The following is a 17980-nucleotide window of genomic DNA, read 5'->3' on the forward strand; positions in this document are numbered from 1 at the left end:
CTAGAAATCGAGGGCGACGGGGCCGTCTGCGCCGGCCCGGTCGGGTTTGCTTATATATAAGACGCGCGCGAGGGAGAGAGAGCGGGCATGGAACGCGAGTCGATGCAGTATGACGTGGTGATCGTGGGGGCGGGCCCGGCGGGCCTCGCGGCTGCGATCCGCCTGAAGCAGCTGGCGGCGGAGAAGGGCCGGGAGCTGGGTGTCTGCGTCATCGAGAAGGGTTCCGAGGTGGGCGCCCATATCCTCTCGGGCGCTGTGCTCGAGCCGCGATCCTTGAACGAGCTCATTCCCGACTGGAAGGAGAAGGGAGCGCCGCTCAACACCCCGGCGACCGAGGACCGGTTCCAGTTCCTGACGGCGACCAGGGCCATCCGCCTGCCCACCCCGCCGCAGATGAACAATCACGGCAACTACATCATCAGCCTGGGCCTGCTCTGCCGCTGGCTGGCGAGCCAGGCCGAGGGGCTGGGCGTGGAGATCTATCCCGGCTTCGCCGCGGCCGAGGTGCTCTATGACGAAGCCGGCCGGGTCAAGGGCGTGGCCACCGGCAATATGGGCGTCGGCAAGGACGGGCAGCCGACCGCCAACTTCACGCCGGGCGTCGAGCTTCACGGTCGCTATACCCTCTTCGCCGAGGGCTGCCGCGGCTCGCTGACCAAGACCCTGTTCGAGCGCTTCGATCTGCGCGACGGCGTCGATCCGCAGACCTTCGGCATCGGTCTCAAGGAGATCTGGGAGATCGATCCGGCCAAGCACAGGAAGGGCCTGATCTCGCACTCGGTCGGCTGGCCGGTGGACAATGCCACCTATGGCGGCTCGTTCCTCTATCACTTCGACGAGAATCTGGTGTCGGTCGGCTTCGTGATCGGGCTCGATTACCGGAACCCGCATCTTTCGCCCTTCGACGAGTTCCAGCGCTTCAAGACCCATCCGGCGATCCGGCCCACCTTCGAGGGCGGCAAGCGGCTGGTCTATGGCGCGCGCGCCATCAACGAGGGCGGGTTCCAGTCGATCCCGAAGCTGGTCTTCCCGGGCGGTGCCCTCATCGGCTGCGCCGCCGGCTTCGTCAATGTGCCCAAGATCAAGGGCAGCCATACGGCGATGAAGTCCGGCATGACCGCCGCCGAGGCTGTCATGGCGGCCTTCGAGAAAGGCGAAAGCGGGGAGCTCGAGGAATATCCGGCCCGGCTCCGGGCGAGCTGGCTTTGGGACGAACTTTATCGGGTTCGTAACATTCGCCCGAGCTTCCATAAGGGCCTGTTCGCCGGCATTGCCTACTCGGCGCTCGACACCTATTTGTTCCGGGGGAAGGCGCCCTGGACCTTCCATCACAAGCCGGACCATGGCCAGCTTCTGCCGGCGGCCGAAGCGCCGAAGATCGCCTATCCCAAGCCCGACGGCGTGGTCAGTTTCGACAAGACCTCCTCGGTTTACCTGTCGAATACCAACCATGAGGAGAATCAGCCGGCACACCTCACCTTGAGGGATGCGAGCGTCCCGATCCGGATCAATCTTGCGGTTTATGACGCACCGGAGCAGCGCTATTGTCCCGCTGGCGTTTACGAGATCGTGCGCGGCAGCGACAGCCAACCGAAACTGCAGATCAACGCCCAGAACTGTGTCCACTGCAAGACATGCGATATCAAGGACCCGACCCAGAACATCAACTGGGTGGTGCCGGAAGGCGGCGGCGGTCCCAATTATCCCAACATGTGATGTGATGGCGGGCGGGGATCCCAACCGATCGCAGCGGCAAGGCCGGTATCCGGCGCCGATGGAGGAGGAAGCGTGAAGGCTATGAGGATCCGCATCGGCGTGCCGCTCGTGACGGCGATGGTGGCGCTCACGCTTGCCGGCTGCGCGCCCACGCTCCAGGCGCAGGAGCAGGCGAAGACGCAAGGCGATTCCACGCCGATGACCGCTTCGCCGCTGGGTCATTATCTGGCGGCGCGCCAGGCGCAGACCGAGCGGCAGAACAGCGTGGCGGCGGACCTCCTCGGCGTGACGCTGGCGCAGGATCCGGACAATCCCGACCTGCTCAACGTCTCCTACCTGCTGCTGGCCAGCGAAGGGCGCCTCGAGGAGGCGGCCAAGGTCGCGGAGCATATCGACAAGGTCGAGCCGAACTCGCCGACGGCGGGCATCGTGCTCGCCTGGCGTGACATCAAGAAGGGCGATCTGAAGTCGGCCGACGCGCATCTGGCGAAGCTGCCCGATGACGGCGTCAACAAGATCATCGTGCCGATGCTGCGCGCCTGGCTCGCTCAAGGGCAGGGCCAGACCGACCAGGCCTTGGCCCAGCTCGACCGGCTCAATGCCATGAACGGGCTGGAGCCGGTGGTCGATCTGCATCGCGCGCTGATCCAGGATCAGGCGGGGCGGGCTGAGGCCGCGAGCGCCGACTACGGCAAGCTCGTCGATGCCGAGGCCGGCACGCTGCGCGTGGTCCAGCTCGTCGGCAATTTCTATCAGCGCCAGGGCCGCAAGGACGATGCCAAGGCGCTCTACGACAAGTTCCTCGAGAACAACACCGAGACGAACGTGCTGGAGCCCGACCTCGCCACCTTGAGCGCGGGCCAGAAACCGGCACCCGTCGTCGCCAACGCCACCGACGGCGTGGCCGAGAGCTTCTTCAATATCGCTTCGCTGCTCGCGCGCGAGCAGATCTTCGATACCGCCATGGTGTTCGAGCGGATCGCCATCGACCTCAAGCCGGAGTTCCCGATCGCCCAGACGCTGCTGGCCGAGCTGCTGACGAATCAGAACCGGACCGAGGACGCGATCGCGGTCTATCGCGCGATCCCGGCGGGCTCCTCCTTCTCCTGGCAGGCGCGCATCGACGAGGCCCGCGCGCTCGACGAGCTGGGCCGGACCGACGAGGCCTTGAAGCTTCTCGACGGGATGATCGCGGAGCGCACCGATCGCTACGACGCGGCCGCCGCCAAGGGCAACATCCTGCGCAGCCACGAGCAGTTCGCGGACGCGGCCAAGGCCTACGACACGGCGGTGTCGCGCGTACCGGAGCTCAAGCGCCGGCACTGGTCGCTGCTCTATTTCCGCGGCATCACCGAGGAGCGCAGTCGGCAATGGCCGCTGGCGGAGGCGGATTTCAAGAAGGCGCTCGAGCTCGAGCCCGAGCAGCCCTATGTGATGAACTATCTCGCCTATTCCTGGGTCGAGCAGCGCTCGCACCTGGACGAGGCCTTCGCGATGCTCAAGCGCGCCGTCGAGCTCAAGCCCGATGACGGCTTCATCGTGGACAGTCTCGGTTGGGCCTATTACCAGCAGGGCCAGTACGACAAGGCGGTCGAGTATCTGGAGCGCGCGGTCGAGCTCGAGCCGGTCGATTCCACCATCAACGACCATCTGGGCGACGCCTATTGGCGCGTCGGCCGCAAGACCGAGGCCCGCTACCAGTGGCAGCGCTCGCTGCAGTTCGGCCCCGAGCCCGACCATCTGGCTCCCCTCCAGGCCAAGCTCAAGGACGGCCTCGGCGCGCCCTCGGGAAGCTGAGCGTGGGGCGACGCTCCAGTGACTTGTCCCCTCCCCCTTTACGGGCGAGGGTTAGGGAGGGGGCAGGCGAGATTTGTGATCAGCGTCGTTCTTTCTCTTCTTCGTCTTCCGCTTTCTTGTGTGCGCCGGACTTGCGTCGCTGCCGCACGAGCGAGTCATCCCCCTCCCTGACCCTCCCCCTCAAGGGGGGAGGGGACAACTGATGAGCCCGCCCCCCCTCCATCTCCGCGCACGCGCCAAGGTCAATCTCTATCTCCATGTCGTCGGCCGGCGCGCCGATGGCTATCACCTGCTGGACAGCCTCGTCGTCTTCGCCGATCTCGGCGACGAGCTGCGGATCGAGCCGGCGGCGGGGATCTCGCTCGCGATCGACGGGCCGTTCGGCGCGGGCCTCTCCGCGTCCGATGACAATCTGGTGCTGCGCGCGGCCCGCGCTCTCGCCGGTGCGCTCGAAACGAAGGGATTGCCTGCGGGCGGTGCCGCGCTGCGCTTGAGCAAGCATCTGCCGGTGGCGTCGGGCATCGGCGGCGGTTCCGCGGACGCGGCCGCGACCCTGATGGGGCTGGCCCGGCTCTGGCGGGTTCCTGAGGGCGCCGTCGATCTGGCGCGAATCGGCCTCGCGCTCGGCGCCGATATCCCGGTCTGCCTCGCCCAGCGTCCCTGCTTCATGGGCGGCATCGGCGAGACGCTCGATCCGGTGCCGGCGCTGCCGACGGCGAGCCTGTTGCTGGTCAATCCCGGCGTCGCCGTCTCGACGCCGGCGGTCTTCAAGGCGCGCCAGGGCGCTTTCTCGAAGCCGGCGCGCTGGCAGGAGGCGCTGCCCGATGCGCAAGCGCTGGCCCGGCGTCTCGCGCGCTGCGGCAACGATCTCGAAGCGCCCGCGATCGCGCTCGAGCCCGCGATCGGCGAGGCGCTGGCGGCCTTGCGCGGGTTGCCCGGCCTGCGGCTCGCGCGCATGAGCGGCAGCGGCGCCACCTGCTTCGGCCTGTTCGACGATCTCGCCGCCGCGCGCGGCGCCGCGGCCCGGCTCCAGGCCGCGCATCCCGCCTGGTGGGTGGCGCCCGCGCCGATGCTCAACCATGACGCCGCCCGGTAAGGGCACCGCAGGAGAGGCCCCTTTGCCCGACCCCATGCTGCATCATCTCTCCTTCGGCGTGTCGGATCTCGATCGGGCTGCCGCGTTCTACGATGCGGTTCTGGCGCCGCTGCACTATGTGCGCGTCTGGGCCGACGACACCGCGGTCGGATACGGGCGCGAAGGCGAGGGCGACAAGTTCGCGATCAAGCTGGTGCGCGAGGGATTGTCGATCCCGGCTCGCGGTTTCCATCTTGCCTTTGCGGCCGGTTCCCGAGCCGCCGTGGACCGGTTTCATGAAGCGGCCCTTCGGCATGGCGGCCGGGACAATGGCGCTCCAGGTCTCAGGCCCGATTACGGGCCGCACTACTACGCCGCCTTCGTGTTCGATCCGGACGGCTATCCGATCGAAGCCGTCATCAACCGGCCGTGAAGCGCCGGCGGACAAATCCATGCCGATGACGCCGGGCGACGAGGCGCGGTTCGCGCCCTGGCTCGAACGCTGGGACCTCGCGGCGGATGGCGAGCCGATCGTGACCCCCAGCAGCCGCCTGCTGCCGGTGCGCCGCGACGGCGGACCCGCGATCCTGAAGATCGCGCTCGAGGCCGAGGAGCGCTGGGGCGCCGAGCTGATGCGATGGTGGGCGGGTGACGGCGCGGCGACGGTCCTGGCGCATGAAGGTGACGCGCTGCTGCTGGAACGCGCCTTGGGGCCAGGATCGCTGGTCGAGATGGCGCATGGCGGCCGGGACGACGAGGCCACGCGCATCATCGCCCGCGTGGCGGCGCGCCTGCATGCGCCGAGAGCCTCGCCGCCGCCCTCGCTGCTGCCGTTGACGCAATGGTTCGCGGCGCTCGATCCGGTCGCGGCGTCGCAAGGCGGCCTGCTGGCCGAGGCCGCCGCCGTCGCGCGCGAGTTGTTGCGCAATCCGCGCGAGACAAGCGTGCTGCATGGCGATCTGCATCACGGCAATGTTCTGGATTTCGGCGAACGCGGCTGGCTCGCGATCGACCCCAAGCGGCTCTCGGGCGAGCGCGGCTTCGATTTCGCCAACATCCTCCGCAATCCCGATTTCGCGCTGGCGACAGCGCCCGGCCGCCTGGCGCGTCAAGCGACGGTCGCGGCCGAGGCGGCCGGCCTGGAGCGCCGGCGCCTGCTGCAATGGGTGCTGGCCTTTGCCGGCTTGTCGGCCGCCTGGCATATCGGCGATGGCGAGGCGCCCGATCCTGACCTGGCGGTCGCGGAAATCGCGGCGGCGGCGCTGGCGAAGGGGTAAGGCCGCCCGCGCCGGGAGGCGCGTCAGGGCGTGCCGATCGCGGCGACGACCTCGCGCAGCTCGTCGAGCAGTTCCTGGGAAGGCTCGCCGGTCTCGGGCAGGCCCGCCACCTGCTGATAGCGGCGGATCGCGTCGCGCGTCGTATCGTCGAGCACCCCGTCGGCGGGGCCGGGGTCGAAATCGAGCTTGGTCAGCATGAGCTCGGTGTCGCGGACCAGGAGCGTCGCCGTCACCGTGCCGCTGGTATCGGCCGAGGCCAGGCTGGTCCCGCCGTTGCCGCCCGCGGCCGTCTGGACCAGGTCCTCGGGCGACACATCGATCATCGCCTCGACGCCGCTGCTGAAGCTGTCGGCGCGCCACATCGCGATCCAGACGAGCGAGCCCGCGAAGGCGGCGATGATGACGCTGAGGCCGGCGAAGAGGCGCAGATTGCTCGAAGGGCCCGACGCCAGGCGGCGCTGGGGATCGATGGCGGGCAGGGGCGGCAGCTTCGCCGTCCCGATCGTCGTCTCGCCGGCCAACGGCGTGCTCGGCGCGGAGGGCAGATCGAGCGTGGTCAGAACGGGGGCCGCCGCGGCGAGGGCCGAGGCGCGGGCCATCGCGTCCCGCGATTCCCTGGCGGACGGGAGGCGGAGCTCGTCGCTGGCGATGAGCGGCGCCGGGGTGTCGGCGAGGGCGGGAGGCGGCGGGGGCGCGACGGGTGCAGACGAGGTTGTGGACGGCAGAGCGAGGCCCGGGAGCTGGCCGTCATCCGCCATGAGATCGCGGGCGACATCGCCGGCGGGCAGCGTGCGGGTGCGCGACGGCAATTCGGTGATGCCGGCGGACTGTGCCTGTCGCTCGCGGAAATGGCGGGCCGCTTCGGCCAGGGGATCGCTTTCGACCGACGGCAGAGGAACGGCTTCCTGATTCAAGCGCAGAGCGCCGCCGGCGTCCGCGGCGTGACGCGCGGCCGGTGCTTCCCTGCGTGCCTCCCGCGGGTCTGCCGATTCGCCCGGTGAGTGCGGCCTTTCCTTGGCCTGATCCGCCATCGCCCTTTCCCTATAGTTCCCGCCGCCGGGCTCCTTTCCTCAAGCCCGGCGCAAACGGACGGATCATGGTTAACCGTATTTCGCTGGATCCGACGCGACTCGCGAGCGATCGGAGCCTGCAGCGACCAAAATTAGCGGCAACATGCGCCGGATGTAAGTCCCAGTTTGATAGCGGCGGCGGCCGGGGCTGCCCCGCCGGAAACGGTGTGGTAGCTTCCTTGCCGCAATGACCCAGAAAACCGCGCTCATTACCGGCGTTACCGGCCAGGACGGCGCCTATCTGGCCGAGCTCTTGCTGGACAAGGGCTATCTCGTCCATGGCGTGAAGCGCCGCTCGTCCTCCTTCAACACCGGCCGCATCGATCATCTTTACCAAGATTCGCACGAGGCCGGCGTCCGCTTCTTCCTCCACTATGGCGACATGACCGATGCCACCAACCTGATCCGGCTGGTGGCCCAGACCCGGCCCGACGAGGTCTACAACCTTGCCGCCCAGAGCCATGTGCAGGTGAGCTTCGAGACGGCGGAATACACCGCCAATGCCGACGGGCTCGGCCCCTTGCGGCTCCTGGAGGCGATCCGGCTGCTCGGCATGGAGAAGCGGACCCGCTTCTACCAGGCCTCGACCTCGGAGCTCTACGGCGCCACGCCGATCGTGCCGCAGAACGAGACCACGCCCTTCTATCCGCGCAGCCCCTATGGCGCCGCCAAGCTCTATGCCTACTGGATCACGGTCAATTACCGCGAGGCCTATGGCATGCATGCCTCGAACGGGATCCTCTTCAACCACGAGAGCCCGATCCGCGGCGAGACCTTCGTCACCCGCAAGGTGACGCGCGCCGTGGCCGCGATCGCGCGCGGCAAGCAGGAGCGGCTCTATATCGGCAATCTCGACGCGAAGCGCGACTGGGGCCATGCGCGCGACTATGTCGAGGGCATGTGGCGCATCCTGCAGCAGCCCCAGCCCGACGATTACGTGCTGGCGACCGGCGAGAGCCATTCGGTGCGCGAGATGATCGAGCTCGCCTTCGCCGAGATCGGGCGCCCGATCGAATGGCGCGGCCGCGGCGCCGAGGAGACGGGGCTCGACGCGAAGACCGGCGAGCCGCTGGTGCTGATCGATCCGCGCTATTTCCGTCCGACCGAGGTGGACCATCTGCTGGGCGACGCCAGCAAGGCGAGGAAGAAGCTCGGCTGGCGCCATCGCATCGCCTTCAAGGATCTCGTGCGCGAGATGGTGGCCTCGGACCTGGCCGCGCTCGACAATGGCGAGGCCTCGCCGCACAACGCCTCGGGCGATTCGCCGGCCAACGCGGCGGCCGTGATGCCGAAGACGGCGTGGCCGAAGAAGACGGCGTCGAAGCGGGCCGCTTCGAGAGGGTCATCGCCAAAGCGCGCAGGGCCGGGGAAGCGGCGATGAAGCCCGGGCTGTCCTTCCGCCTCGAGGGACGGCGCGTCTTCGTGGCCGGCCATGGCGGCATGGTGGGCCAGGCGATCTGCCGGCGGCTCGCGGCCGAGCGCTGCGAGATCCTCACGGTCGGCCGCAGGCAGGTCGATCTGCGCCGGCAGCAGGCGACCGAGGACTGGATGGCGAAGGCGAAGCCCGACGCGGTCTTCGTCGCGGCGGCGACGGTGGGCGGCATCCTCGCCAACGCGACGCGGCCGGCCGAGTTCCTCTACGACAATCTCGCGATCGAGACGAACGTCATCGAGGCCGCGCGCAAGGCGGGGGTGGCGAAGCTGCTCTTCCTCGGCTCCTCCTGCATCTATCCGCGCGAGGCGGCGCAGCCGATGACGGAGACGGCGCTGCTGACGGGCCCGCTCGAGCCCACCAACGAATGGTATGCGATCGCCAAGATCGCCGGCATCAAGATGGCGCAGGCCTATCGCCGCCAATATGGCTGCGACTTCATCTCGGCCATGCCGACCAATCTCTACGGGCCCGGCGACAATTTCGACCTGCAATCCAGCCATGTGGTGCCGGCGCTGATGGCGAAGATCCACGCGGCGAAGACCGAGGGCCGCGGCGAGGTCGAGATCTGGGGCAGCGGCAAGCCGCGGCGCGAGTTCCTCCATGTCGACGATCTCGCCGACGCGCTGGTGCATCTGATGCGCCATTACTCCGACGAGCCGCATGTGAATGTCGGCACCGGCAGCGACGTCACCATCAAGGAGCTGGCCGAGACGATCGCGCGCGTCGTCGGCTGGCAGGGAAGTTTCCGCTACGACGCCTCGAAGCCCGACGGCACGCCGCGCAAGCTGCTCGACGTCTCGAAGCTCGCGGGCCTGGGCTGGCGGGCGAAGACGCCCTTGGAGCAGGGACTGGCGCAGGCCTACGCCTGGTATCGCGAGGCGCTGGCCCAGGGCGGCCTGAAGCCGGGGCGGCCCTCGGCGGGGGCTGCCTGAGGGTCGCGGCGGCACAAGCCAAGCGCTTCAATCGGCAAGGCAATTCAACGCAATTGCGGTCGGCGGCGCTTGCCGCTATGAAAGCCCGGCCGCCTCTCCAGCCGGTTCGGCTGGCCCGAGTCCTCGCTTCCGGACGCCTCGTTCCGGAGCCGCCCTGCTGGGGCGTGGCCAAGCGGTAAGGCAACGGGTTTTGGTCCCGTGATCCCAGGTTCGAATCCTGGCGCCCCAGCCATCTTCTTCCCGTCCCGACGCGTCTCATTCCAATTCCTTCCGCCGTGCTTTAAGTGATCGGTGCTTGGCGCAGCCGCGCGGAGCAAGGTTGCGATGAACCACGGCAAGAGCAGCATCCATGTGTGATACCTTCGTTATCCAGGGCCGATTGATGGAATCCGGCCACACGACCCTGGCCAAGAACTCCGACCGCGAGCCGAACGAGGCGCAGTATCTGACGAAGGTCGAAGCCGCCGATCATCGCCCCGGCAGCAAGCTCCGCTGCACCTATATCGAGATCCCGCAGGCGGCGCATACCTATGCCGTGCTGGGCTCGCGGCCGTGGTGGATGTGGGGTTTCGAGCATGGCGTGAACGAGTGCGGCCTGGCGATCGGCAACGAGGCGGTCTGGTCGAAGCTGCCGGGCTCGACCCAGCCGGGCTTGCTGGGCATGGATCTGCTGCGCTTGACGCTCGAGCGCGCCGCGACGGCGGACGAGGGGCTGGCCGTCCTGACAGAGCTTCTGGAGCGTCATGGCCAGTCGGGGCGGACCTCGGTGTCGCGCGACACGACCTACCACAACAGTTTCATCCTCGCCGATGCTGACGGGGGCTGGAACCTGCAGACCGCAGGCCGCCATTGGGTGGCGAAGAAGCTCGAGGGCTGGGCCGCGATCTCGAACGTCTATTCGATCGGCTCCGACTATGACCGGATCTCCGAGGGCGCGATCGATTTCGCCATCCGCTCGGGCTGGTTCGATCCCGCCGCCGGCGCGCCCTTCGATTTCGCCGCCGCCTATGCCGACACGGACGTCCCGTTCCTGCCGGGCTGTGCGGCGCGGCTCGATTTTTCGCAACGCCAGCTCGAGGCGCTGGAAAGGAAAGGCCGGAAGATCGTGCTCGAGGACGTCTTCGCCGTGCTGCGCGGCCACGGGTCGGAGGCGGCGGAGGCCGGCTGGCGTCCCGGCGCGGATGGCGAGAGCCTGGTCTGCATGCATGCGAGCTCGGCCGAGGGATCGGAGACCGCGGCGAGCGTGGTGGCCGAGCTGCCGGGCGATGGCGGCGCTTCCCTGTTCTGGGCCTCGCTCGCCTCACCCTGTCTCTCGAGCTTCGTCCCGATCTGGCCCGATGCCGGTTCGCCGGAGGGCTGGTCGCAACCCCGGGCCGGCAACAGCGATGCCTGGTGGGATATGGAATCGACGCAACGGCTGATCGAGCGCGACTATGGTCGCCTATCCGCGCCGCCGCGGGCGATCCTGGCGGAGCTCGAGGCCGAAACCCTGGCCGCCGTCCGCGGCCTCCCCGGCAATGCCAGCCGGACCGCGCGCTTCGCGCTGACAAGCCGGGCGGTCCAACAGCAAGCGGCAGCCTGCCGCCTCATCGCGGACATGACGCAGGCTTGCAGGGACGAGGTCATCGAACCTCGCGATGCCGATCCGCGCGGGCGCTATCTCCAGGATGTGGAGGCCGCGCGGGTGCCCACCTTTCAAGACGGTGCATCCTCGCGGGCGCAAGCCCGGCGGCCGGCGATAGCGGGTCACGCGTCACGGTGACGTCGCCGTCGTTCACTCGGTCGGCTTCGCCGTCATGAGACCAATGCAAAATTGGACCCGCCACACGGGGCCATGACCTGATTCATGGGGCATTGTCGTACCACGCCCGTTTTCTTCGGGACATGGCTTGCCGCGTCTCGAGCGCTTATGCTCTCGGGAGAGTTTCGTCAGTGTCAGAGGTCGATGTGAGCAAGGTCCTTCCCAGAATCGACATCAGCGCCGAGGAGTTCGCCGACCGCCGGCGGAAGGCCACCGTCCAGGCGAGGGAAGAGGGATTCACGGGCCTCCTCGTCTGCGGGCGGGGTGGCGGTGCCGTCGATCGCTATGGCGATATCGCCTATCTGACCGACCACTACACCTCCTTTCCCTATATCCCGGACGTCGAGGGCAAGTGGACCGGCCGCGCCCACTCCTTCCTGGTGCTGCCGGTCCGCGCCGATCCCTGTCTCGTGGTCGACATCCCCTATCGCGAGAAGATCGTCATGCCAGCCGACCAGATCGTCGTGACGGATCTGGTGATCGAAAGCACGATCGCGGCGATGACGGAGCGCGGCCTCACCGCGGGGCGGATCGGGCTGGTCGGCAACGACACCATCGCCCTCAGCATGTTCCGCAAGCTTTCGGCCGCCCTGCCGAACGTGGAATGGGTCGATGCCGATCGCATCCTGGCGGCGTTGCGCGCGGTCAAGTCGCCGGGCGAGATCGCGCGGCTCAAGGCCGCCTCGCGCCTCGGCTCGCGCATGATCGAGGCGATGATGGCGGCGGCGGTGCCCGGCGCCACCCATGGCGAGGTGCTGAAGGCCGGGATGGACATCCTCATTCCCGCCGGCGGCATGCTCTACAATTCCTTCATGGCGTCCGGCACCGGCGGCGCCAACGGGCGGGCGGTCCGGGCGAACTTCCCGACCTGGTCGTCGGAGGAGCCGCTCTCCGAAGGGCAATGGTTCCGCGCCGGCATCTCCGGTGTGCTGCAGGGCTACTATTTCGACCTGTCGCGCTCCTGCCCGATCGGCCGGCCCCAGCCGGAGCAGGTCGAGGCCTTCGAGGCGGCGATCGCCGTGGTCGAAGCGGGCATCGCCGCGATCAGGCCGGGTGTCACGGCGGGCGAGGTCGCCGAGGCCGGCATCCGCAAGCAGCAGGAGCTGGGCTATCCCTTGACCGGCGTCTTCACCGGCCTCGGCCATGGCGTGGGGCTCGGCTGGGATTCGCCCTGGCTCAATCCCGGCGAGCCGATGAAGCTGGTGCCGGGCATGGTGCTTTGCCTGGAGAAGACGCTCTCGCGCGGCGGCTATCTGGGCGATTTCGAGGAAACCGTGCTGGTGACCGAGACGGGCGTCGAGCGCATCACGGACGCGCCGATCCGGCGCTGGTAGGCGATTGCCTGCCGGCGGTCAGGGCAGCCCGCGCCCGCTCGATCCGTGAAGGCGACTGGCGCCGGCTCTTGCAGCCGGTGCCGGGCATCGTCTCGCCGCGGCTTCCTCTCCCGCTGTTCATCGCAAGAATGCGATAGCGGCCGCAATAGGCAGACAGCGGCCATGTCGGCTTGGCCATAACCTCTCCCGGATCGCACAACGCGGTGACGCGGCGCACCTGAAGCCGCGCCCGGAGGAGGAGCCCCGATGCTCAGCGCGCGTCAGGCGCAACATCTGCTGACTGCCGGCGAGGAACGGGCCGCGAGGATCGGCGTGCCGGTCAACATCGCTGTGCTCGATGCGGGCGCCCATCTCAAGGCCTTTCTGCGCATGGATGGCGCGGTGCTTGGCTCGATCGATATCGCGCTGAAGAAGGCGCGCACGGCGGTGCTCTTTGGTGCCGCGAGCGAGGCGGTCTGGGAATACTGCAAGCCCGGCGCGCCGGCCCCCGGCCTCGAGCTCTCGAATGACGGGCTCGCTCCCTTTGCCGGCGGCATCCCGCTTAAAGACCGCAACGGCGCGATCGTGGGCGCCGTCGGCGTCTCCGGCGGTGCCGTGCCGCAGGACCTGGAGATCGCCCAGGCGGCCGTCGCCGTCTTCTACTTCTGACCCGCAACCCCAGTGCAGAAAGGACCGATTGTGTCGAAGACAATCCTCATCACCGGCGCCGGCTCGGGCTTTGGCGAGGCCGCCGCGATCGGGCTTGCCAGGAACGGCCACAAGGTGATCGCCACCGCGCAAATCTCGCCGCAGGTGACGCCCCTGCGCGAGAAGGCGAAGGCCCAGGGGCTGGCCAACCTGCGGGTCGAGAAGCTCGATCTCTCCGACCCCTACGATGTCGCCTATGCCCAGAGCTGGGATATCGACGTGCTCTGGAACAATGCGGGCCTCGGCGAGAGCGGCCCGGTCTTCGAGATCCCGATCGACCTGGTGCGCCACAACTACGAGGTCAATCTGTTCCTGCCCCTTCTCCTGACCCAGGGCTTCGTCAGGAAATGGCTGACGGCCCGGAAGAAGGCCAAGGTCGTCTTCACCTCCTCGATGGGCGGGCTCTTCACGCCGGCGAACTGGGGCGTCTATGTCTCGACCAAGCACGCGCTGGAATCGATCGCCGAGGCGATGCAGCAGGAGCTGGCCCCCTTCGGGATCAAGGTCCAGACCATCAATCCCGGCGCCTACTACACCGGCTACAACGAGACGATGGCCGACACCGCGTTCCGTTGGCTCGACGACAGCCGGCATTTCACCAAGCGCGACGCGCTGCGCAAGTCGTTCGACGATTTCCTCAAGGCGCCCGACGGGCATATGGATGCCCGCGAGATGATCGACCGGATGATCGAGATCGTGCCCCAGGACAGCGGCAAGTTCCGCAATGTCGTGCCGAAGGCGATCGAGGACATGCTGAAGGCGCATCAGCAGGCGGCCTGGAACAACATGATCTGAGACGGGCGGCGCGAAGTCGCATCGAGCATGACGGCCAAGATCATCCTCGTCGCCGGTGCCGCGCGAGGGTTGGGGCGGATGACCGCCCAGGCCCTCGCGCAATCCGGCCACACGGTCTACGCATCTATGGGCGGGGCGGGCGGCTGCAGCGCCGCACAAGCAAAGCAGGTCCAAGCCTATGCCCGGGACCACGGCGTCGATCTTCGCGCGATCGAGCTCGATCCCGGCTCCGATGCGTCGGTCGGCAGAGCGGTCGGCACGATCTTGAATCTGCATGGGCGCATCGACATCCTGGTCCACAGCGCCGGGCCGATGGCGTACGGTCCCGCCGAGGCCTTCACGCCCGAGCAGTTCGCGGCGCTTTACGGCAGCCACGTGATTGCGGCACAACGGATCAATCGGGCGGTGCTGCCCCCTATGCGCCGGTGCGGCCGCGGCCTCCTGGTCTGGATCTCCGCGTCAGGTGTGGCCGGCGGGGTGCCGCCTTATCTGGCGGGTTATCTCGCCGCCAAGGCCGGGCTGGATGCGCTGGCCGTGCAATATGCCGGCGAACTCGCGCGGTGGGGCATCGAGACCTCGATCGTGGTTCCAGGCCTGCTCTTTCGCGATCCCGGCCGCTTCATCCAGACCGAGCATCCGGCCGACGAAGCCCGAGCGGCCGAATATGAGGCCGGGCCCTATCGCGACTTCGCCAGGCAGATCGAGGAGGGGGTTGCCAGAAGAATCCCCTCCGATGCCGATCCCGGCAAGGTGGCCGGCGCCATCGCCGGCATCGTCGATACGCCCTTCGGCGAACGTCCGTTTCGCCTGCATGTCGATCCCGGCGACGACGGCGGTTCGGTCGCATTCCCTGTCATCGATCGGGTTCGCAGCGAGATGCTGCGGCGGCTCGGCTTCGCCGACCTCCTCAATCCACGCATCACCGGTCCGGAGGCGAACGGGAAATGATCATGACGCGGCGCGGCACGTTTCGTATCCCGATGATGATGGTGATGACGGCGGCCTTGGCCGCGTGCACACAGGAGAGAGGAGACAGTCACATGAGCAATGACGGCACGACCGAGGCTCGCAACAAGGCGCTGGCCGAAGCCGGGTTCAAGGCGTGGCATGATGGAACCGGCAGCCCGTACGATCTCCTGGCCGACGACGCGATGTGGACCATCGTCGGTCATTCGCTGGCCTCGCGGACCTATCTCGGCAGGAAGGACTTCATCGACAATGTGATCCGCCCCTTCAACGCCAGGATGAGCCAGGGGCTGCGGCCCACCATTCGCGGCCTCTACGCCGAGGGCGACACGGTCGTCATCTTCTTCGATGCCAGCGGCATGGCCCGCGACGGCAAGCCCTATGCCAACACCTATGCCTGGCTCTGGGAAATGCGCGATGGCCGGATCGTGAAGGCTCACGCCTTCTTCGACAGCATCGCCTTCAACGATCTCTGGCAGCGGGTATCGCCGGCCTGAGCCGATCGATCAACTCTTCAGGCTGCGGCGGAAGTCCGAGGGCGTCAGGCCGGTCGCCCGGCGGAAGCTCGCGGAGAACGCCGAGTGCGTGTTGTAGCCGACCGTGAGCGCGATGTCGGTGACGCGCAGGCTGGGATTGCCGAGCAGCTCGCGGGCACGCTCGATCCGCCGCTGGCTCAGCCATTCATGCGGCGTTTGCCCGGTGGCCAGGCGGAAGGCGGTGCAGAAGTGGAACCGGCTGAGGCCGAGCAGGCCCGCCAGCTCGTTGAGGCCGATCTCCTGGTCCAGCCGGTCGCGCATATAGGCGGTGACGCGGCGGACCTGCCAGGGCAGGAGCCCGCGTCGCGGAACGGGCGGCGGCACGCGGCCGAGCGAGGAATGGACCCGAAGGAGATGGCCGCAAAGAAGATCGAGCGTCTGCTCGATGAACAGGCCCGCAACCCGGTCGGGATGTGCGGCCTGACGGCTGAGGGCGCGCAGGACATGGGCGCCCACCGGGTCGGGCTCCCCGATGCGCGGCAGGAGCTCGACGCGGCCGCCGCGGGCGGAATTCTGCTCGGCGAACGCCTGCAGCCGCGCATCGCTCAACAATACATAGGACAGGGGCGCCGGTCTTTCGATGTCCCAGCGGCCCCCGTGATGGGCCGGGACGACGGCGAAGGCGCCCGGGCGCCCGACACCTTCGAGGCGCATGCGCCCGTGACGCCAGACACGCGGGGAGGGAGCCCCATAATAGGTTCCGATGACGTGGACGCTGAGCTCGGGGAGATCGTCGTGAATCTCGGGATGCAGCCACGGCGCGGTGACCAGGGTTTCGTGGCTGTCGATCTCCGCGATCGCGGGTGGCGGCCCGCTGATCACATCGACGCTGATGACGCTGAGCGCCTTACGCTGGGGCGTGGCCGGGCTCACTCAGGGCGCTCCTCGCTTCGAGCACTGAACCCCTTCTCGGTGGAATGGCTCCGTCAGTCCGATGAGCCGAGGTCCCGCTTCGAATGCTCGCTCGGGTTCCGTCTGCGCTTCGAAGATGACAGAAATCCCACGGGCGCACCAGCGGCCGGCGCTTCATGAAACCGTAAGATCCGCCTTGAAGCAGGCCGATCAGCGGTTCAGCAGTTCTTCCGCCAGCGCCTTGCGCTCTTCCGCGCTGAGCTTCTTGAGCTCGCTGCGCAGGAGGCGCTGGTTCGCGCGCTGGTTCCAGAAATCCAGCTCCTCGAAGCCCAGCAGCGCCGACTTGCCGACCAGCAGGCGGATGACCTCGTTGGTCGGTGCCATCAACCAGCCGGCGCGGCCGTCGCGCCAGTAGCGCTCGAGCCCCAGCTCCGGCTTGTAGGCCGTGCCGCCGCCGGCGCTCATCATGTCGTTGGTGACCGCCACGACGTTCTTGGCGGCGATGTATTTGACCTGCCAGTTCCATTGCACCAGCGTCGTGCGCGGGCGCGCCGCGATGTCTTCATGGATCGACCAGTCGTTGTTGTTCGTGACCCGGTCCAACGCCTGGGCGACCTGGTAGGTGAGGGCGCGCGAGGCGTTGGTCTCGGCGATCGCATTGCCGACATAGTCCTGGATCGACGGATAGTCGGCGACCTTGAGGCCGACATCGGCATGGGTCTTGCGCGTCGTGTGGCGCTTCACGATGTCGATCGCCCCCATGGAGACGCCGTTCCAGCAGGCCGCCGTGCCGAACAGGAAGTAGGGGTCGGTCGCCTCGTCGTTGGAGCCGGCACCGTCGCCCGCCGGCCCGATCAGGCGGTCCGGCGGAACCACGACGCCGTCGATCTCCATGGGGCCGGATTGGTTGCCGCGCAGGCCAACGCCGTTCCATGTACCTTTCCGCGCCTTGACCTCGTCGGCATAGAGCAGCCAGATCGAGAAGTCGGCATAGTTGCCCTTGAAATCCGGGCTCGTGGTCTGCGCCAGATACCAGTCGGCATAACCGCCCGAGGTCGTCCAGGACGCCTTCTTGCTGAGCCGGTAGCCCTCGCCGGTGCGCTCGGCGCTCGAGGACATCAGAAACCAGACATGCGAACCGGTGGCGGGGTCCGAGATCGACAGCGTGCCGACCAGCACCTCCTGGTCCAGGCGCCGCAGCAGATCCTGGACCTTCGGATTTCGATGATGGTGCAGCAGCAGGCCCGCGGTCGCCGCGAGATGCATGACGTAGCACATGGCAGTCGAGGCGCAGCCATAGCGCGCGATGGTCTCCACCACCATGGCGGCGCAGACATGGCTCTCGCCGCGCCCGCCCAGCGATTGGGGCACGATCAGCCCCAGCAGGCCTTCCTTCGCCAGGAGCTCGAAATTCTTGCGCGGGAAGACAAAGCCCTTGTCCGATTCCTCGGCATTGGCCCGCATCGCCGTCGCCGACAGCTCGATCAGCCGCGCCTGCAATCGCCGCTGCTCCTCGGTCAGCAGCCATTGCGGATCATATTCGAAGCCGACGCCCCAGAAGGCTTCGCCATTCCAGCTCTTGCCGCCGCTCATCTCGACACCGCTCCCCTCGTCGATCAAACCCACGCACCAATCATGCGGCGGCCGTCCGGGGAGAGGAAGAGAAAACCGGATACTCAGTGCGGAGATTCGAAGGAATCAGAATTT

Annotated in this window: 16 protein-coding genes and 1 tRNA gene; 14 read left to right on the top strand and 3 right to left on the bottom strand. The window is 67.8% G+C overall.

The genetic code is table 11. The annotated features are described in order from the left end of the window. Positions 1-87 precede the first annotated feature (87 nt). The 5 genes from FRZ61_RS04085 to FRZ61_RS04105 all read left to right on the top strand — a co-directional run bounded on the left by FRZ61_RS04085 (position 88) and on the right by FRZ61_RS04105 (position 5865). The gene (locus FRZ61_RS04085; RefSeq protein WP_151115106.1) at positions 88-1716 is read left to right on the top strand and encodes an electron transfer flavoprotein-ubiquinone oxidoreductase; all 1629 of its coding nucleotides are present in this window, start codon (positions 88-90) and stop codon (positions 1714-1716) included. 81 nt (positions 1717-1797) lie between these two features. Continuing rightward, a complete protein-coding gene (locus FRZ61_RS04090; RefSeq protein WP_151115107.1) occupies positions 1798-3513 on the top strand; it encodes a tetratricopeptide repeat protein in 1716 nt (571 codons plus the stop codon). 202 nt (positions 3514-3715) lie between these two features. Beyond that, a complete protein-coding gene (locus FRZ61_RS04095; RefSeq protein ID WP_151115108.1) occupies positions 3716-4609 on the top strand; it encodes a 4-(cytidine 5'-diphospho)-2-C-methyl-D-erythritol kinase in 894 nt (297 codons plus the stop codon). Positions 4610-4631: 22 nt separating this feature from the next. Then, positions 4632-5021 carry a VOC family protein gene (locus tag FRZ61_RS04100; RefSeq protein WP_225309102.1) on the top strand — a complete coding sequence of 130 codons (390 nt, stop codon included), beginning with the start codon at positions 4632-4634 and terminating at the stop codon, positions 5019-5021. A 19-nt stretch (positions 5022-5040) separates the two neighbouring features. Beyond that, positions 5041-5865: an aminoglycoside phosphotransferase family protein gene (locus tag FRZ61_RS04105; RefSeq protein ID WP_225309103.1), complete on the top strand. Its 825-nt coding sequence runs from the start codon at positions 5041-5043 to the stop codon at positions 5863-5865. A 23-nt stretch (positions 5866-5888) separates the two neighbouring features. On the opposite strand, the gene FRZ61_RS04110 is transcribed toward FRZ61_RS04105, so the two are convergent. Further along, positions 5889-6779, bottom strand: coding sequence for a peptidoglycan-binding domain-containing protein (locus FRZ61_RS04110; RefSeq protein ID WP_191909286.1), 891 nt, complete (start codon positions 6777-6779; stop codon positions 5889-5891). A gap of 343 nt (positions 6780-7122) precedes the next feature. Between FRZ61_RS04110 and gmd the strand changes: the two genes are divergently transcribed. From gmd to FRZ61_RS04155, 9 genes are all read left to right on the top strand, one after another. After that, positions 7123-8316, top strand: a complete 1194-nt coding sequence (gene gmd / locus FRZ61_RS04115) for a GDP-mannose 4,6-dehydratase (RefSeq protein ID WP_151115110.1) — start codon at positions 7123-7125, stop codon at positions 8314-8316. After that, entirely contained in the window at positions 8313-9302 is a 990-nt protein-coding gene (gene fcl, locus FRZ61_RS04120) for a GDP-L-fucose synthase (RefSeq protein ID WP_151115111.1), read from the top strand. Before gmd ends, fcl begins: the two co-directional genes overlap by 4 nt. Positions 9303-9460: 158 nt before the next feature. Then, positions 9461-9534 (top strand) — tRNA-Gln (locus FRZ61_RS04125). Between the two features lie 117 nt (positions 9535-9651). Next, a complete protein-coding gene (locus tag FRZ61_RS04130) occupies positions 9652-11064 on the top strand; it encodes a C69 family dipeptidase (RefSeq protein WP_151115112.1) in 1413 nt (470 codons plus the stop codon). Positions 11065-11234: 170 nt separating this feature from the next. Then, a complete protein-coding gene (locus FRZ61_RS04135) occupies positions 11235-12437 on the top strand; it encodes a M24 family metallopeptidase (RefSeq protein WP_191909287.1) in 1203 nt (400 codons plus the stop codon). A 246-nt stretch (positions 12438-12683) separates the two neighbouring features. Continuing rightward, the gene (locus tag FRZ61_RS04140) at positions 12684-13085 is read left to right on the top strand and encodes a GlcG/HbpS family heme-binding protein (protein ID WP_151115114.1); all 402 of its coding nucleotides are present in this window, start codon (positions 12684-12686) and stop codon (positions 13083-13085) included. Positions 13086-13115: 30 nt separating this feature from the next. Then, positions 13116-13919: an SDR family oxidoreductase gene (locus tag FRZ61_RS04145; protein WP_151115115.1), complete on the top strand. Its 804-nt coding sequence runs from the start codon at positions 13116-13118 to the stop codon at positions 13917-13919. 27 nt (positions 13920-13946) lie between these two features. After that, entirely contained in the window at positions 13947-14867 is a 921-nt protein-coding gene (locus tag FRZ61_RS04150; protein WP_151115116.1) for an SDR family NAD(P)-dependent oxidoreductase, read from the top strand. 92 nt (positions 14868-14959) lie between these two features. Continuing rightward, positions 14960-15382, top strand: coding sequence for a nuclear transport factor 2 family protein (locus FRZ61_RS04155; protein ID WP_225309104.1), 423 nt, complete (start codon positions 14960-14962; stop codon positions 15380-15382). A 9-nt stretch (positions 15383-15391) separates the two neighbouring features. On the opposite strand, the gene FRZ61_RS04160 is transcribed toward FRZ61_RS04155, so the two are convergent. Both FRZ61_RS04160 and FRZ61_RS04165 read right to left on the bottom strand, forming a co-directional pair. Then, positions 15392-16294 carry a helix-turn-helix transcriptional regulator gene (locus tag FRZ61_RS04160; RefSeq protein ID WP_151115118.1) on the bottom strand — a complete coding sequence of 301 codons (903 nt, stop codon included), beginning with the start codon at positions 16292-16294 and terminating at the stop codon, positions 15392-15394. 189 nt (positions 16295-16483) lie between these two features. Beyond that, complete coding sequence (locus FRZ61_RS04165; protein WP_225309105.1) at positions 16484-17899, bottom strand: acyl-CoA dehydrogenase family protein; 1416 nt, start codon at positions 17897-17899, stop codon at positions 16484-16486. Positions 17900-17980 lie beyond the last annotated feature (81 nt).

This window comes from Hypericibacter adhaerens (assembly GCF_008728835.1).
Lineage (GTDB): Bacteria > Pseudomonadota > Alphaproteobacteria > Dongiales > Dongiaceae > Hypericibacter > Hypericibacter adhaerens.

Coding starts and splice junctions, on each gene's coding strand:
- FRZ61_RS04085 (WP_151115106.1), top strand. CDS start 88: ATGGAACGCGAGTCGATGCAGTATGACGTGGTGATCGTGGGGGCGGGC.
- FRZ61_RS04090 (WP_151115107.1), top strand. CDS start 1,798: ATGAGGATCCGCATCGGCGTGCCGCTCGTGACGGCGATGGTGGCGCTC.
- FRZ61_RS04095 (WP_151115108.1), top strand. CDS start 3,716: ATGAGCCCGCCCCCCCTCCATCTCCGCGCACGCGCCAAGGTCAATCTC.
- FRZ61_RS04105 (WP_225309103.1), top strand. CDS start 5,041: ATGCCGATGACGCCGGGCGACGAGGCGCGGTTCGCGCCCTGGCTCGAA.
- gmd (WP_151115110.1), top strand. CDS start 7,123: ATGACCCAGAAAACCGCGCTCATTACCGGCGTTACCGGCCAGGACGGC.
- fcl (WP_151115111.1), top strand. CDS start 8,313: ATGAAGCCCGGGCTGTCCTTCCGCCTCGAGGGACGGCGCGTCTTCGTG.
- FRZ61_RS04130 (WP_151115112.1), top strand. CDS start 9,652: ATGTGTGATACCTTCGTTATCCAGGGCCGATTGATGGAATCCGGCCAC.
- FRZ61_RS04140 (WP_151115114.1), top strand. CDS start 12,684: ATGCTCAGCGCGCGTCAGGCGCAACATCTGCTGACTGCCGGCGAGGAA.
- FRZ61_RS04150 (WP_151115116.1), top strand. CDS start 13,947: ATGACGGCCAAGATCATCCTCGTCGCCGGTGCCGCGCGAGGGTTGGGG.
- FRZ61_RS04155 (WP_225309104.1), top strand. CDS start 14,960: ATGAGCAATGACGGCACGACCGAGGCTCGCAACAAGGCGCTGGCCGAA.